Origin of the sequence: Polynucleobacter sp. (assembly GCF_030693775.1) — a bacterium.
Taxonomy (GTDB): domain Bacteria; phylum Pseudomonadota; class Gammaproteobacteria; order Burkholderiales; family Burkholderiaceae; genus Polynucleobacter.
The window spans coordinates 123,226-137,579 of the sequence record NZ_JAUXZY010000001.1; the positions used below are offsets into that span (position 1 = coordinate 123,226).

The following is a 14,354-nucleotide window of genomic DNA, read 5'->3' on the forward strand; positions in this document are numbered from 1 at the left end:
TCTCAATCGCTTCATACTGCAGAAAGTATCCATGAGCAAAATCAGCAGCAAAACAGATAGCAAATCCAGTACGACCTCGATCAAGCTGAGCGAGACGCTAAAGAAGCATTCTGCAACGGCAGCGAAGGAGCTGGGTATGACAACCCATGCCTTTATGGTCGAAGCCATTAAGCGCGCAACAGAGCAACAATCCATGCGACATAGCTTTATCAGGGATGCAATTGAATCGCGCAAATCGACCATCAAGACGGGCAAAGTAACTCAGCTGGAAGACGCATTGGAGCGCATACGATTACAGGTAGCAAGCAAAAAAACGTTGAAGGTCAAGCAAGGGTGAAGGTTGCGCTCACAGAACGCGCCTACAACGACCTTATCCGCCTGACTGACTTTTTACTTGAATATGACAAAAGTGCAGCAAGCAAGGCACTTGATCTGATCGAAGATGGCCTATTAGTACTAAAACAGCATCCATTTATTGGCAGGCTGATTCAAGGCGATCAGGCAATCGAAGGCGATTTACGCGAGCTGGTGATTTCGTATGGCAAAACAGGCTACGTTGCCTTGTACAGCATTGAAGATGAGGCGCAGGTTTGGATTTTGACAATCCGGCACCAACGTGAGGCTGGGATAACGCTCTAGGAAGTAGCGCCCCTCGAATCGGATAATGGCTTCCACTCGGGTGCCATCCGCCTGCCCGTGTAGACCAGATGGGGGTAACTCACCCCCACTCCTGCTACCGCGACCAGTTCACCATCGATATAGAGAAGCGGAGCCTGGCGCTCCCAAGGGGGTACCGCATTTTCTTGGTAAAGATTTTTCAGTGTTTTGCGTGGCCCACTGGCGGCGACTTGCAGTCGTTCAGCACCGCTGCGCTCACGAAGCTCCATAGAGCCAGCTTTCTTCGCCTTTGTAAGCCATGCGGCTGGTAAGCCTCCTTGCGCACTCCTCGCAGAGACGGATACAAAAATCCACTCACCCTGCGCGCGCTCTTCTGGATTTGCCGATGCACTGATCTGGAGTTGCCCACGCCACAATCGAATACTGTGCTCATCGTGAAGCCACTCCAGTTTGGCATCGCTGCGAGCACGCTGTAAATCAAGCCACCACGCCTGGAGGCGCTCATGGGATGGCATGGTCAAGCAGGCAACCTTAAGCCAGTAGCGCAACACATTATTTGCCGCTGCTGAATCACTCGCATGTAAGTCCAGCAATGGCTGTACGCTGAGGGTATAGTTCTTGAGCCTGAGCATTTTTTTGCCATCCTGCTGGGCGAGGCGATCAAGCAATTGCTGAGCCTGCGCCAACACCTCGGCACTGCGCGCCAGATTGGCAGTGGCCCCAGGTTGAATGCCTTCCAACTTAGGCAAGATGCTCTTGCGAATCGCATTGCGCCGATATTTACTACTGCGATTACTGGGGTCTTCAATCCATTTCAGTTTATGTTCGCGGGCATAGGCCTCCAGCTCCTCGCGACGTAAGTGCAGCAAGGGTCGCCAGAGCGTAATGCTGCTGGCCTGTTCCTTAGATATCGCCAGCATCCTACTCTCGGGCATGCCAGATAATCCCGCAACGCCAGCGCCACGCATCAATTGCAGCAACACGGTTTCAGCTTGATCGTTTTGGTGGTGCGCAAGCAAGAGGTCTTCGATGCCGTGATACACGCACAGCTCGGTCAGAGCCTCATAGCGTGCAGCACGGGCTCTAGCCTCGATGTTTCCAGGATTTAATGTGGTATCGATGTGCAGCAAACGAAAGTCAAAACCGATCTTATATTTTTTGGCGAGCGCCTCGCAAAACAAAAGCCAATCATCGGCAGCCTTTTGTAATCCGTGGTGAATGTGAAAAGCGAAGATCCTTGGCCTGGCCGATTTTGTCGTCTGGGCCTGATGCAATCGGCAAATGGAATCCAGCAATACTACGGAATCTAGGCCGCCACTTAAGGCAATCGCTAATCTTGGCGGACCACTTGTTCGGTTGTCGACCCCCAAACGCAAAGCATCGCGGGTGGATTGCGCCAGCCCTACTGTGGGCTTAGGCCTTGGGATTGGTTTCCTTAAACTTGCCATAACTCATTAAGCGCTCATGGCGGCGCTCGAGAAGCGCATCGACATCCATTGACTGAAATACCTTGAGTGACTCCGTCAATGCCTTACGCATATTGTCCATCATGCTGGCGTAATCGCGGTGCGCGCCACCCGTGGGCTCCGCAACAATTTTATCGATTAAGCCCAGACCCTTTAAGCGCTGTGCGGTTAGGGCAAGTTGCTCAGCGGCCTCAGGCGCTTTGGCTGCGGTCTTCCACAAAATAGAGGCACACCCCTCCGGTGAAATAACGGAATAGGTTGAGTTTTGCAACATTAGCACCACATCCCCCATTGCAATTGCCAAGGCGCCGCCCGAACCGCCCTCGCCAATGATGGTGGCAATAATAGGTACAGTTAATTCTGCTTGCGTGTACAAGTTGTGGCCAATTGCTTCAGACTGATTACGCTCTTCAGCATCGATGCCTGGAAACGCACCAGGCGTATCTACAAATGTAAACACAGGAATCTGAAACTTCTCTGCAAGGCGCATCAAGCGCATCGCTTTGCGATAACCCTCGGGCCTACTCATACCAAAGTTTCGTAAGGCCCGTTCTTTAGTATCACGTCCTTTTTGGTGACCAATCACCATACATGCCGCACCATTGAAACGGGCTAAGCCGCCAATAATCGATTGGTCGTCTGCAAATGTCCGATCGCCATGGAGTTCATGGAAATCAGTAAATAGACCGCCGACGTAATCTAAGGTGTAGGGGCGCTGTGGATGGCGTGCTACTTGCGATACCTGCCATGGAGTCAGGTTGGCATAAATATCTTTGATGAGTTGCTGGCTTTTTTCAGAGAGCGTCTTGATCTCATCGGAGATGTCGACCGAGGACTCGTCCTGCACAAAACGCAATTCGTCGATCTTCGCCTCTAACTCGGCGATGGATTGCTCAAAATCCAAAAAAGTAGTCTTCATACCTTGATTTTAGTATTCCACGGGGATGGGGTCGATACTTCGCCACATATACCAGGTTGCAACCGTTCTCCACGGGGCCCAATTGGCAGCTACTTCCCTCGCTTCATGGCGGCTGACCGGCTCGCCACTGAAGTAATTGAGGGAAATCGCCTTAATCAGTCCTATATCGTCCAAAGGCAGGATATCCGGCCGGATCATATTGAATATTAAGAACATTTCGGCAGTCCAGCGACCAATACCCCGAATCGTACTCAGCTCCCGAATCACGCTTTCGTCGTCCATATCGCGCCATTGGTTGGCATGCAGCCGTCCCGAGGCAAAGTGATCGGCCAAATCGCGAATGTATTCCACCTTCCGACCGGAAAGCCCTGCAGCGCGAAGTGCTTCAGGCGTTGCAGCCAAAATGCGGGCGGGAGTCACCTTTTTGCCAACGGCAATCACCATGCGATCCCAGACGGCTTGGGCAGCCGATACCGAGATTTGCTGGCCGACAATCGCCCTTGCCAAGGTGGTAAATGGATCCCCGCGCGTCACTAAAAAACCAGTCCCATATTTGGGAATGAGCTTTTTCAGAATGCGGTCATTTTTCATGAGCTCCTGGCAGGCTTGGTCCCAGTAATCGGGGGCCATCAGGCTTAAGCTGGGCTCACCTTGGTTGGGTGGTAGAACACGCTCCGCTGCTTTGCCTGCCGCTTTAGCTGCAGCGGTTTTGCGCGCCAGCGGTTTTTTTGCTGCTGGTTTTTTTACGCTCGTCGCCATTCGGTGACCCCTCCTGGCTTATCTTCCAAGACAACGCCCTGCTTTAGCAAATCCGCACGGATCGCATCTGCCTTATCAAATGCTTTTGCTTGCTTTGCTGCTGCCCTAGCAGCAATGTATTCCTCAATGGCGGGCGCATCCAATTCACCTGCATTACCGCCTTGCAGAAAAGCGGATGGGTCCCGCTCTAGAAATCCTAAAACACTGGCAAGGCTCTGCAATGCTTGAGCAAGCGCATGTACCGCATCAAAATCACCTGCAGCATGCTTTCGGTTAAGTTCGCTAGCGAGATCAAATAAAACTGCAATCGCATCGGGCGTATTGAAGTCATCATCCATCGCCGCATTGAAGCGCTGGACCCATGGCGCAGCCAGCTCTGCATCCTGCTTTGCTGGCGCAGTGGTCCCATTTGCTTGGGCTAAGGCGGTGTAAAGACGAGCGAGACCCGAGCGGGACTCATCGAGCTGGACATCGCTGTAATTGATGGGACTGCGGTAATGGGCACGCAGCATAAAGAAGCGAATCACCTCAGGGTCATATTGCTTTAATACATCGCGGATCAAAAAGAAATTGCCCAGGGACTTGGACATTTTTTCTTGATTTACGCGAATATGACCATTGTGCATCCAGTAATTTACCCAAGGTGCGTCGCTGTCACCGCGCTCTTGGCCGTAGAGCGCCCCTTCGGTTTGAGCTATCTCATTCTCATGGTGCGGGAACTGCAAATCAGCGCCGCCACCATGAATATCAAAATGCTGACCTAACAGCGCGCATGACATTGCCGAGCACTCGATATGCCATCCTGGCCTACCCTCGCCCCACGGGGATTGCCAGCGGGTATCGCTGGGCTCATCCTCTTTTGCACTTTTCCACAACACAAAATCGAGCGGGTCACGCTTTCCGCTTCCGACTGCAACACGCTCGCCCGCATTGAGATCATCGAGGGATTTGCCCGATAGGCGGCCGTAACCCGGAAAGAGGCGAACCGCGTAGTTCACATCACCATCGTCTGCCTGGTAGGCGATCTCTTGCTCCATTAGGCGGCCAATCATGCCCTGCATCTGCTCAATATAAGCAGTAGCCCTTGGCTCTTGATCAGGTCGCATTAGACCGAGCGCATCGGAATCCGCATGCATAGCGTCAATAAAACGCTGCGTCAGGGCTGCAATCGGCTCCCCATTCTCAATCGCCCGATTAATTATCTTGTCATCGATATCGGTAATATTACGAACATAGATCACCTCGTAGCCGCTGGCACGCAACCACCGCGCCACCATATCAAACACAATCATCACGCGGGCGTGACCAATGTGGCAAAAATCGTATACCGTCATGCCACAGACATACAGCTTGACCTGTCCTGAAACTAGGGGGGTAAAGACCTGTTTGGAGCGATTAAGGGTGTTATAAATTTGCAGCATAGGCGCTAAAGAAGGGGCAAGTCGGATAAAACAAGCGTGATTTGTTAGACTGAGCGCTGAGTATATCGAATACGCCCCCTCTTTACCCCTTTAAGCCCTGCCACCATGACCTCAAGCCCGCCATTGCAGACACCCCCGCATGCGAACGCATCTGCCTTGGGTATCGGGCTCGGATTACTGCTGATTGCATTAGCGCTACCTAGCCATGTAGAGGCGCAGGCTTTTGGCAATCCAGCGCCAGTCCAGGATCAGCCTAGCACGGTCCTAGCCCCATTTTTAGGCGGCTTTGGACCCAATGAACCCCCACGGCTTTCCACCAATTCCGGATTCGATCCCCTGCCGCCGGAACTCTCTGAAACCGTTGCTCTGCCTTTCTTATCGTTTTTGATCATTGAGCCCGATCCCATCGTGCGCAATGGCATTCCCACTGAAATTGAAAAGCTGGTCAAAGCCCAAAAGTATCCCGAAGCAATCAAGCGCATTAATGAACTGCTGCTTAAAAATCCCCGCAATGTGCAATTGCGTTTTGTCCTAGCCCGCCTGCAGATCGAGTTAAAGCAATATGCAGCAGCGCAGAAAACCTTGATTGAAATCACCCAGCAGTTTCCGGAGTTGGCCGAGCCGTACAACAATTTAGCCGCACTCGCTGCGAACCAAGGTCAATGGATTGAAGCGCGAGACTATTTGGAGCTCGCCCTCAAACTCAAACCCAGTTACGCGATTGCATCTGCTAATTTGGGCGAGGTATATACCCGCCTCGCTGCAAAATCCTATATTGATGCTGCCAAACAACGCACCAATCAGCGCGAATACCAACGCCGTGCGACCGCCCTGCTTGGCATTTTGAAGACGCCCCAGGCCAGTAACGCCCCATCTGCGCCCAATCCATCTAACGCATCCAAACCCATTACCAACCCTCAAGAAAGTAAACCTAGCAATGGCACAAGTACTCCTCAAAACAAATAAAGGCGACATTACTCTCACCCTGGATGCTGCAAAAGCGCCCAAGACTGTCGCCAACTTTTTAGCCTACGTCAAAAGCGGCCACTACGATGGCACTATCTTTCATCGCGTGATTGATAACTTCATGATTCAGGGTGGCGGTATGGCGCCAGGTATGAAACAAAAACCAACCCAAGCCGAGATTGAAAATGAAGCCAATAATGGCCTCAAAAATGTCAATGGCTCGATTGCGATGGCGCGTACTAGCGAACCCCATTCCGCCAGCTCACAGTTTTTTATTAACGTGAATGACAATGACTTCTTAAACCACACTGCACCAACGGCACAAGGCTGGGGTTATGCCGTGTTTGGCGCTGTGAGCGATGGCATGGATGTCGTCAACGCCATTCGTAAAGTGAAAACCGGTAGCTCGGGATTTCATCAGGATGTGCCAACTGAAGATGTGGTGATTGAGAAGGCAACCGTACTTGCTGAATAATTTCAATATGCTATCGATCGTTCGGCTGTGGATGTAATTTTCTGATGCACAGTCACGCCAGTGCTTTTCTGATTTCGGATTTGCATCTGACGCCGTCAATGCCCTTGACGGCGCAGCGCTTTTTTGACTTCTGTGAAAAAGAAGCGCGCGAAGTCGAAGCTGTATTTATCTTAGGTGATTTGTTTGAGTACTGGGTGGGTGATGATGCGAATGCGCAATCACCGTTCCACAGCGAGGTCAAAAATGCCTTGGCAGCCCTTTCTAGTCGAGTAAAAACCTATTACATGCACGGCAATCGGGATTTTTTAGTCGGCACTTCGTTTTTGAAAAAAACAGGCATGACTTTATTGGCTGATCCATGCACCGTTCAGATCGCTGGCGATGAATACATCCTAAGTCACGGTGATGGCTTGTGCACTGCCGATAGTGGCTACCAGCTGTATCGCGGCTGGACGCGTAAACCATCGACTCAAAAATGGTTTCTACGCCTGCCACTGTCTTGGCGTCACGCGATTGCCGATCGCCTACGAAAAAATAGCAAAGCGCAATACCGCCGTGACACTCGCTTTAGTCTCGATGGCGTAAACCCAAAAGGCAATGTCACGCTAGAAGCCTGCGCCGCACTAGTGCGATCGCAATCAAGCCGCAAACTCATTCATGGTCACACCCACTTGCCGGCACGCCATCATGAAAACCACCTCGATCTAGAGTGGCAACGCTGGGTTCTGTCCGACTGGGATTTAGATCATCCTGAAACCTACCTACCCAAAGCCAGTGCCTTGCGCATTGATCAGCAGGGCGTGCGTTACTTGGATTTAGTTAAAAACTAAATCCGTCTGCACTGCATTACTGCGTTGAGATTTAGGCTTTACTGTACTTAGCCAATTGCTGTGCCAGCTGAGCAAAAATACGGGGGTTGCCCGCCATAATTTCACCGCTATTGAGGTAATTTTCTTCGCCGCTGTACGTACCTACTAAACCGCCGGCTTCGGTGATGAGCAACGCTCCCGCCGCCATGTCCCAGGGCTTTAGTCCGCTCTCGAAAAAACCATCGTAACGCCCTGCGGCAACATACGCCAAATCCAGCGAGGCGGCACCAGGGCGACGCAATCCAGCGCACTGCGCCGTCATATCAGCAAACATTTTTAAATAGGTTTGGAGGTCTTGGTCTTCGCGATACGGAAAGCCTGTGCCCAGCAAGCAACTGCTTAAGCGGGTTTGGCCGGCTACGCGTAAGCGCCGACGATCCAAGTAAGTACCGCTACCGCGGGTGGCTGTAAAGAGCTCGTCGCGATTCGGGTCGTAGACCACCGCCTGCTGAGTTACACCAGCAACCGACAGGGCAATCGATACCGCGTATTGCGGAAAACCATGAATGAAATTAGTGGTGCCATCTAAGGGGTCGATGATCCAAACGGACTCGGCACCAGGATTATGTTCACCGGTTTCTTCTGCTAAAAAACCATGCGTCGGATACGCATCGCTCAGGATTTCGATAATGGCTTCTTCGGCGGCTTTATCGACCTCCGTTACAAAATCATTGTGCTGCTTACGGTCAACCTGTAGCCGCTCTAAATTCAGAGAGGCACGATTTATCACGTTTCCGGCACGACGGGCAGCCTTGATGGCCACATTTAACATGGGGTGCATATATAGTGGTGAACAAATTAAATAAGAACAAGCCCAAAGCGCATAGCGAGCTAACAGCTTGATTCTAAACGATCGGATAGCCATCCCATGAAAAACAAGGACGCCATGACCCCCGCACCCCACGACGATCAGCCATTGGCAAATGCATTTGCCCAGCTTCGCACGATCTTGGTCGAAACCAGCCACCCCGGCAATGTGGGATCAACCGCACGGGCATTAAAGACCATGGGCTTTCAGGATCTGTGTCTGGTTAACCCCAAAACACCGGGGATAGCGCAGGAGCCGGAGGCGATTGCTCTGGCCAGTGGGGCTCTCGATGTGTTGGATGCCAGTTCAGTGATGGCTGACTTAAGTGCCGCCGTCAGCGGCTCTACCCTGGTATTGGGCCTCACCAGCCGCGATCGCGAATTTGGTCCGCCCGGTTTAGATTGGCTTGAGGCTCGCAGGCGCATCCTTGAACAATTAAGCCAAGGAAAACAGGTGGCCTTGATGTTTGGACCCGAGCGCACCGGCCTCGATAACGCCCATTTAGCCTTATGCAGCCACCGTGTTTGGCTCGAGGCCAACCCAGCCTACCCATCCCTGAATTTAGCCCAAGCGGTCATGGTGTGCGCCTACAGCCTGCGAGAGGGCCTCATCCAGGAGTACGGCACCGCTGGGGCTGATTTGGCACCCAAGCTGGCTGCCAAAGACCGAGCGGATCCCGCTGCCGTTGCCGCAATGCTGGAGCATTTACGTTTAGGGCTAGAGTCGATTGGCTACTTGAACCCTGAAAACCCCAAGAAACTGATGGTCCGGCTTTCGGCGCTTTTTGCCCGAGCAGAGCTGCAAAGCGAAGAAATTGACTTGCTGCGGGGCATCGCAAAACAGATGCTTCTGAGAAAATAGGCAGTTCGCTTTAAACTGAAGCCATGCTGAACGCCCTTTTTGACGAAGTTGATTCGATTATTGCTCGCGATCCTGCGGCCCGACACCGCTGGGAGGTCATTACCTGCTACCCTGGCTTGCATGCCGTTTGGCTTCACCGCGTTGCCCATTTTTTATGGAACAGTGGCCTGCAGTGGATTGCCCGCTTTTGGTCCATGCTCGCTCGGCTCTTAACCGGCATTGAAATTCATCCGGGGGCAAAAATTGGTCGGCGTGTTTTTTTAGATCACGGCCTCGGGATTGTGATTGGTGAGACCACCGAAATTGGTGATGACTGCACTATTTATCAAGGCGTCACATTAGGCGGCACGTCACTCTACAAAGGTGTTAAACGTCATCCAACGCTAGGTAAAGGCGTTGTGATCAGCGCGGGCGCCAAAGTACTAGGCGGCTTCACCGTGGGCGATGGTGCGCGCGTTGGATCCAATGCCGTTGTACTGAAGGAAATTCCAGCGGGAGCTACTGCAGTTGGTGTGCCTGCGCGCATCTTGCATCCCGACTTACCTTCTGGCGAAGGTGGCAGCGATGTCAACGACAAAAAAGCCTACTTTTCCGCTTATGGGATTACACCCAACGTCGATGATCCAGTATCAATGGCACTGAAAGGCTTAATTGATGCAACCTTAGAGCAAGAAGCCAAAATCAAGTTGCTCGAGGCCCAATTAGCCAAACTCAGTGGCACTGCGGCGGTAGATGGCGGCGATTCCTCGAAGTCAAACACTGGCGCGGAGACCAAACACGATCTCGACACTATTAAACAGTGGCTAAAAGAGTAATGTCCTCTTAATGCAAGGTACGCGGATTATTTTTTCCGGTACCTGCGGCCGCATCAATTAATTGGTCTAAGTCAACATCGTCCTCGTCGTCGTTTGGCATCCCAAACGTGATAGCGTCAACACCCTCTGGATGACGATTCTGAATCTCTTCTTCGGTGGCCAAGCGGACGTCGGTCACTAGCAAGGTAAATCGCAAAGCCATGCCGGCCAGAGGATGATTGCCGTCGAGCACAACCTGGTTATCGGCAACATCCGTCACGGTATAGATTAAAGGCTGCAACTCATCGTCGTCTTCCGAGTCATCATCGCTAGCGATAATTTCACCTTGCTCATCTAAAGCCTCGGGGATCCCTTCAAACTGCATGCCAATTTCAATTGGCTCCGGAAAACGTGCACGGGGCTCAATTTTTAATAGCTCGGGGTCGTATTCGCCAAATGCATCGCCAGGCTCAAGCTGCACGGTAGTTTCAAAACCCAGCTCATGGCCATCCAATAGCGCCTCTATTTTTGGGAAAGTGCCATCGTAACCGCCGTGGAGGTATACCATCGGGGAATCAGGCTCTTCGATGAGGTTGTTTTGCGCATCGGTTAATTTATAACGAAGCGACACGACGGTATTTTTTTCGATCTTCATGCGCGTTGTATGAAAAGCCTATGGTCAGATTAATTGTGAACTGCAGATGAAACCATTTTACTTGAGCACGCCCTACCAGCCGCCAACACCCCCTTATCCCTTGCCCATCAAGGCTCCTTGGGCCCTATTGGGCGGAATTAGTCCTGAACAATTTATGCGGCAGTACTGGCACAAAAAGCCTTTATTGGTGCGCGGTGCCATTCCCGCATTTCAGCTGGCACAGGCTGCGGGCGAACCGATCGATAGCCCGATTTCTGCAGCGGATTTAGTCATGTTGGCAAGTCAGCCTGATAGCGAATGCCGCCTGATTCAAAGCAAGCCCTGGAAAATGGCTAGCGGCCCCTTCTCCCCGAAATCGATTCCAGCGATCAGCAAAACCAATTGGACGCTATTACTGCAAGGCGCAGATACACTCCACCCCGCAGCTAAAACCGTTTTGTCTTGGTTTCGATTTATTCCCGATGTCAGGCTCGATGACCTCATGATTAGCCTGGCAGGGCCCGGCGGCGGCGTGGGCCCGCATGTCGACTCCTACGATGTCTTTTTAATCCAGATGTCAGGCCGTCGTCACTGGAAAATCTCTACTCAAGATGATTTAAGCCTAAAGCCCAATCTACCTTTGAAGATTTTGGCGCAGTTTGATCCCTCCGAAGAGTGGGTTTTAGAGCCAGGTGACATGCTGTATTTACCGCCCCATGTGGCACACGAAGGCGTATCCCTTGATGCGGGCTGCCAAACCTGGTCAGTCGGTTTCCGAGCAGCCACCTATCGAGAATTACTACAAGAAGGCTTATGGCGCCTAGCCGAATCATTAGAGGCTGTACCGGCACTAGATCAGCGCTACCAAGACCCTCGGCAGGTCGCCAGCGATGAACCGGATACCTTGCCGCCAGAGCTCGTCAAGCAGTTAGGCGCGCACTTAAAAAGCCTGAGGCTTGACTCCATCCATGGCGTGCTGCCCGGCATTGCGTCCTACTTAAGTGAACCTAAGCCACATGCCTTTTTTAGTGGCCCAGATCGACCCCTATCTGCCAACGCATTTGCTAACCATCTGAAGAAAAACCCCCTCCACTTACACCCTCAAACACGGCTCATGCGACTGGGTAACACGATCTTTTGCAACGGCGAGAATCAAACGGAAGGGGAATCCTTGGCCGTGAAACTCTGTTGGAATGTTCTTTCTGAAAGGCATACCTTGCCGCCATTGGGAGATAAAAATAGTGCCTATGTAGCCGATATTGCTACTGGTCATAATTCCCTTTATGAGGCCTACTGTGCGGGGTGGGTATTAACAACAGGAAAAACGAAGGATCGCTATAATATTAGGTGAATATTGTGCGGGGAAACCCGAACTGTTTTCACTTTGTATTTAGGCCAAGGCCCTAGTCATTCATTTTTAAAGGATCAATCAAATGAAAAAATCGCTCTCACTCGTACTCGCAGCCCTCTTCGCAGTTACTTTAGCTGCTTGCGGCAAAAAAGAAGAAGCAAAACCAGCGCCAGCACCTGCTGCTGCCCCAGCACCCGCAGCCGCTCCTGCTGATGCAGCTCCTGCAGCAGCTCCAGCTGCCCCTGCTACTGGCGCCGCTCCTGCTGCTGCTCCAGCGCCAGCCGGCAAGTAATTTCCAGCTGAAAACAAAAAAGCCGCTGCAAAGCGGCTTTTTTTATGCCCTAATCGCAGCTTACTTGATCAACTGCTCATCCAATAAAGTCAACAAACGATAACCTGCAGGGGTATTTTCTGGTTTTCCGGCATCGTCCTGCACATAAACCTGAGTTAAGTTGTCGCCGCTCGACCTGAGAACCACTCGGTAGCGCTTTGCTTTCAGGCTTGAGTCATCGCTGCTACTAAACAGTTTTGAAAAGAATCCTTTTGATTCACCCACTTCTTTGGGGTTTACGTAACGTACAAAGTAAATGCCCTTGGAACGGTCGCGGTCCTCTACGGTGAAGTTGGAACGGTCAAGCGCCAGCCCAACATCGCGCCAGGCACGATCAAAGCTCGAGCTCATATCAATGCGACCGGTGTTAACGCCCTCTTGAACAAACTTCGCTTTTGGAGTTTTTACCGGAGCGGCTGCAGCAGCTGCCACCTGCGCCCGAGCCGATTCTTGCGATACACCTAAACGCTCCATCAGACGGGCCAAGAAAACAGCTTCGAGCTCAGGATCATTGGGGCGCGGCGTCCAAACAGTGGAGATACAGGAGCCCGTCGAATCTGATACGCATTTCTCTAAAGCGCCGCGCTGAGTAATATATACCTCGGTCTCACCAGGCCTTGGCACTTCAAGGCGGGTTTTGTACTTATCGCGCTCACCGGTATCGTAGAGCGAGTCCAGCACTTTACCTAAGGTCTTGCGAATAAAATCCTGAGGAATTTTGGAGCGATTTTCGGCCCAATCGGTTTCCATGATGCCGGTAGAAGGCGAATCGACTACCAATAAGAAACCATTTTCTTGCCAAAAATCCTTAATGAGGGGGTACAGCTCTGGTGCTGGTCTCTCTACTACAAGCCAACGCTTTTCACCATCCCGCGCAATGCGCATTCCTGGAATTCCGGTGAGTACGTTTTGACGCGTCTGGCTAATTTTTTTGGACGCAGCATTGAACTCCGACATAGTTGCAGTGCCATCTTGCACAATGTAGCGGCGGTCGGCTTGGGCCGTAATCAAATCCGGCGGCAAAGTTAAATTAGGTCCGCGCACTGCACCAGCCGCCTTATAGTCAACGGTATCGTTTTTAGAAACCGAAGTACAGGCAAGCAGACTGGCAATACTGGCAGCCATTAATGTACGGCGCGTGAACAGAAATGCGTTTTTCATAATAGTCCAGCTTGAATAAGTGCTTTTTTAAGCGGATCGCGCAATGCGGGACTGAGTGGCGTTAATGGCAAGCGGATGCCTGCTGTAATCTTGCCCATTTGATGCAGAGCCCATTTCACTGGGATCGGGTTAGCCTCAATAAACATAGCTTTGTGCACCCCAAGTAACTGGTACTGAATGGCTCGCGCCTTTGCAACATCATCGGCCATTGCAGCAGCGCAGAGTTCGTGCATCAAGCGTGGGGCAACGTTCGCAGTAACGGAAATATTTCCTTTGCCGCCCATTAGCATGAGTAATATGGCGCTTAAATCATCGCCAGACAACACCGCAAAATCGGCATGCCCTGCTGCTTTTAATTCAGCCAGCAGTACACTACCGCGCTCCAAATTGCCGGTGGCATCTTTAATGCCGACAATGCCAGGCACCCCTGCTAAACGCACGGTAGTCTCGCCAGCCAAATCCGCTACGGTACGACCAGGGACGTTGTACAAGATGACCGGTAAGTCGACTTTTTCAGCAATCGTTTTGAAGTGCTGGTACATGCCCTCTTGCGTTGGCTTGTTGTAATACGGAACCACTTGGAGGCTGGCATCGGCTCCCACTTTTTTTGCAAACTCAGTAAGCTCGATTGCCTCACAGGTGGAATTACCACCGGTTCCAGCAATCACTGGAATGCGGCCGTGAATATGATCAACTGTGACTCGAATCAGCTCACAATGCTCTTCGACTGAAACCGTAGGCGACTCTCCACTCGTGCCCACGATAACGATGCCATCCGTACCTTCAGCAACGTGCCAATCGAGTAGGTTTTTTAAACCGGGGTAATCAAGACTTCCATCCTCTAGCATAGGGGTGACAATAGCCACCATACTGCCGTGCATCGGCTTCGAATTAGGCATTGGAGCACCTCGCAGGATGGGC

Annotated in this window: 17 protein-coding genes; 9 read left to right on the forward strand and 8 right to left on the reverse strand. The window is 51.8% G+C overall.

Features of this window, described 5'->3' with window-relative positions; translation table 11 throughout:
- Window positions 1–31: 31 nt before the first annotated feature.
- Together Q8M75_RS00645 and Q8M75_RS00650 are read left to right on the forward strand one after the other, a co-directional pair.
- The gene (locus Q8M75_RS00645) at window positions 32–337 is read left to right on the forward strand and encodes a hypothetical protein (RefSeq protein ID WP_305485070.1); all 306 of its coding nucleotides are present in this window, start codon (window positions 32–34) and stop codon (window positions 335–337) included.
- Window positions 334–639 carry a type II toxin-antitoxin system RelE/ParE family toxin gene (locus Q8M75_RS00650; RefSeq protein ID WP_305485072.1) on the forward strand — a complete coding sequence of 102 codons (306 nt, stop codon included), beginning with the start codon at window positions 334–336 and terminating at the stop codon, window positions 637–639. The genes Q8M75_RS00645 and Q8M75_RS00650 overlap by 4 nt, the downstream gene beginning before the upstream one ends.
- On the opposite strand, the gene tilS is transcribed toward Q8M75_RS00650, so the two are convergent.
- Genes tilS through cysS form a run of 4 tightly spaced genes read right to left on the reverse strand, consistent with a single transcriptional unit; the run spans window position 636 to window position 5,183 of the window.
- Entirely contained in the window at window positions 636–2,066 is a 1,431-nt protein-coding gene (tilS, locus tag Q8M75_RS00655) for a tRNA lysidine(34) synthetase TilS (protein WP_305485074.1), read from the reverse strand. The genes Q8M75_RS00650 and tilS overlap by 4 nt on opposite strands.
- Window positions 2,032–3,003, reverse strand: coding sequence for an acetyl-CoA carboxylase carboxyltransferase subunit alpha (locus Q8M75_RS00660; protein WP_305485076.1), 972 nt, complete (start codon window positions 3,001–3,003; stop codon window positions 2,032–2,034). Before Q8M75_RS00660 ends, tilS begins: the two co-directional genes overlap by 35 nt.
- 9 nt (window positions 3,004–3,012) lie before the next feature.
- Window positions 3,013–3,762: a DNA-3-methyladenine glycosylase gene (locus tag Q8M75_RS00665; protein WP_305485078.1), complete on the reverse strand. Its 750-nt coding sequence runs from the start codon at window positions 3,760–3,762 to the stop codon at window positions 3,013–3,015.
- Window positions 3,747–5,183 (reverse strand): cysteine--tRNA ligase, encoded by a 1,437-nt coding sequence (gene cysS / locus Q8M75_RS00670; RefSeq protein ID WP_305485080.1) that lies wholly within the window; start codon window positions 5,181–5,183, stop codon window positions 3,747–3,749. The genes Q8M75_RS00665 and cysS overlap by 16 nt, the downstream gene beginning before the upstream one ends.
- A 105-nt stretch (window positions 5,184–5,288) precedes the next feature.
- Here cysS and Q8M75_RS00675 point away from each other — a divergent pair, with 105 nt between their 5' ends.
- Genes Q8M75_RS00675 through Q8M75_RS00685 form a run of 3 tightly spaced genes read left to right on the forward strand, consistent with a single transcriptional unit; the run spans window position 5,289 to window position 7,454 of the window.
- Complete coding sequence (locus tag Q8M75_RS00675) at window positions 5,289–6,149, forward strand: tetratricopeptide repeat protein (protein ID WP_305485081.1); 861 nt, start codon at window positions 5,289–5,291, stop codon at window positions 6,147–6,149.
- Entirely contained in the window at window positions 6,121–6,624 is a 504-nt protein-coding gene (locus tag Q8M75_RS00680; protein WP_305485084.1) for a peptidylprolyl isomerase, read from the forward strand. Before Q8M75_RS00675 ends, Q8M75_RS00680 begins: the two co-directional genes overlap by 29 nt.
- A gap of 44 nt (window positions 6,625–6,668) precedes the next feature.
- Window positions 6,669–7,454, forward strand: a complete 786-nt coding sequence (locus tag Q8M75_RS00685; RefSeq protein WP_305485086.1) for a UDP-2,3-diacylglucosamine diphosphatase — start codon at window positions 6,669–6,671, stop codon at window positions 7,452–7,454.
- A 31-nt stretch (window positions 7,455–7,485) separates the two neighbouring features.
- Here the strand turns inward: Q8M75_RS00685 and Q8M75_RS00690 are convergent, their stop codons facing one another.
- Window positions 7,486–8,274 (reverse strand): inositol monophosphatase family protein, encoded by a 789-nt coding sequence (locus tag Q8M75_RS00690; RefSeq protein WP_305485088.1) that lies wholly within the window; start codon window positions 8,272–8,274, stop codon window positions 7,486–7,488.
- 87 nt (window positions 8,275–8,361) lie between these two features.
- On the opposite strand from Q8M75_RS00690, the gene Q8M75_RS00695 reads away from it, so the two are divergent.
- Together Q8M75_RS00695 and cysE are read left to right on the forward strand one after the other, a co-directional pair.
- Window positions 8,362–9,162, forward strand: coding sequence for an RNA methyltransferase (locus tag Q8M75_RS00695; protein ID WP_305485090.1), 801 nt, complete (start codon window positions 8,362–8,364; stop codon window positions 9,160–9,162).
- Window positions 9,163–9,185: 23 nt separating this feature from the next.
- The gene (gene cysE / locus Q8M75_RS00700; RefSeq protein WP_305485092.1) at window positions 9,186–9,977 is read left to right on the forward strand and encodes a serine O-acetyltransferase; all 792 of its coding nucleotides are present in this window, start codon (window positions 9,186–9,188) and stop codon (window positions 9,975–9,977) included.
- A 7-nt stretch (window positions 9,978–9,984) separates the two neighbouring features.
- On the opposite strand, the gene Q8M75_RS00705 is transcribed toward cysE, so the two are convergent.
- Window positions 9,985–10,611: a peptidylprolyl isomerase gene (locus Q8M75_RS00705; protein WP_305485095.1), complete on the reverse strand. Its 627-nt coding sequence runs from the start codon at window positions 10,609–10,611 to the stop codon at window positions 9,985–9,987.
- Window positions 10,612–10,672: 61 nt separating this feature from the next.
- Here Q8M75_RS00705 and Q8M75_RS00710 point away from each other — a divergent pair, with 61 nt between their 5' ends.
- Window positions 10,673–11,941, forward strand: coding sequence for a cupin domain-containing protein (locus Q8M75_RS00710; RefSeq protein ID WP_305485097.1), 1,269 nt, complete (start codon window positions 10,673–10,675; stop codon window positions 11,939–11,941).
- A gap of 82 nt (window positions 11,942–12,023) precedes the next feature.
- Complete coding sequence (locus Q8M75_RS00715) at window positions 12,024–12,233, forward strand: hypothetical protein (protein ID WP_108468921.1); 210 nt, start codon at window positions 12,024–12,026, stop codon at window positions 12,231–12,233.
- 60 nt (window positions 12,234–12,293) lie between these two features.
- On the opposite strand, the gene bamC is transcribed toward Q8M75_RS00715, so the two are convergent.
- Both bamC and dapA read right to left on the reverse strand, forming a co-directional pair.
- Window positions 12,294–13,433: an outer membrane protein assembly factor BamC gene (bamC, locus tag Q8M75_RS00720; protein ID WP_305485103.1), complete on the reverse strand. Its 1,140-nt coding sequence runs from the start codon at window positions 13,431–13,433 to the stop codon at window positions 12,294–12,296.
- Window positions 13,430–14,332, reverse strand: a complete 903-nt coding sequence (gene dapA / locus Q8M75_RS00725; RefSeq protein ID WP_305485106.1) for a 4-hydroxy-tetrahydrodipicolinate synthase — start codon at window positions 14,330–14,332, stop codon at window positions 13,430–13,432. Before dapA ends, bamC begins: the two co-directional genes overlap by 4 nt.
- Between the last annotated feature and the right edge of the window lie 22 nt (window positions 14,333–14,354).

What these genes read in the sequence shown, in the direction of transcription:
- Q8M75_RS00645 (WP_305485070.1), top strand. Translation starts at nt 32, where the DNA reads ATGAGCAAAATCAGCAGCAAAACAGATAGCAAATCCAGTACGACCTCG.
- tilS (WP_305485074.1), bottom strand. Translation starts at nt 2,066, where the DNA reads ATGGCAAGTTTAAGGAAACCAATCCCAAGGCCTAAGCCCACAGTAGGG.
- Q8M75_RS00660 (WP_305485076.1), bottom strand. Translation starts at nt 3,003, where the DNA reads ATGAAGACTACTTTTTTGGATTTTGAGCAATCCATCGCCGAGTTAGAG.
- Q8M75_RS00665 (WP_305485078.1), bottom strand. Translation starts at nt 3,762, where the DNA reads ATGGCGACGAGCGTAAAAAAACCAGCAGCAAAAAAACCGCTGGCGCGC.
- cysS (WP_305485080.1), bottom strand. Translation starts at nt 5,183, where the DNA reads ATGCTGCAAATTTATAACACCCTTAATCGCTCCAAACAGGTCTTTACC.
- Q8M75_RS00675 (WP_305485081.1), top strand. Translation starts at nt 5,289, where the DNA reads ATGACCTCAAGCCCGCCATTGCAGACACCCCCGCATGCGAACGCATCT.
- Q8M75_RS00680 (WP_305485084.1), top strand. Translation starts at nt 6,121, where the DNA reads ATGGCACAAGTACTCCTCAAAACAAATAAAGGCGACATTACTCTCACC.
- Q8M75_RS00685 (WP_305485086.1), top strand. Translation starts at nt 6,669, where the DNA reads ATGCACAGTCACGCCAGTGCTTTTCTGATTTCGGATTTGCATCTGACG.
- Q8M75_RS00690 (WP_305485088.1), bottom strand. Translation starts at nt 8,274, where the DNA reads ATGCACCCCATGTTAAATGTGGCCATCAAGGCTGCCCGTCGTGCCGGA.
- Q8M75_RS00695 (WP_305485090.1), top strand. Translation starts at nt 8,362, where the DNA reads ATGAAAAACAAGGACGCCATGACCCCCGCACCCCACGACGATCAGCCA.
- cysE (WP_305485092.1), top strand. Translation starts at nt 9,186, where the DNA reads ATGCTGAACGCCCTTTTTGACGAAGTTGATTCGATTATTGCTCGCGAT.
- Q8M75_RS00705 (WP_305485095.1), bottom strand. Translation starts at nt 10,611, where the DNA reads ATGAAGATCGAAAAAAATACCGTCGTGTCGCTTCGTTATAAATTAACC.
- Q8M75_RS00715 (WP_108468921.1), top strand. Translation starts at nt 12,024, where the DNA reads ATGAAAAAATCGCTCTCACTCGTACTCGCAGCCCTCTTCGCAGTTACT.
- bamC (WP_305485103.1), bottom strand. Translation starts at nt 13,433, where the DNA reads ATGAAAAACGCATTTCTGTTCACGCGCCGTACATTAATGGCTGCCAGT.
- dapA (WP_305485106.1), bottom strand. Translation starts at nt 14,332, where the DNA reads ATGCCTAATTCGAAGCCGATGCACGGCAGTATGGTGGCTATTGTCACC.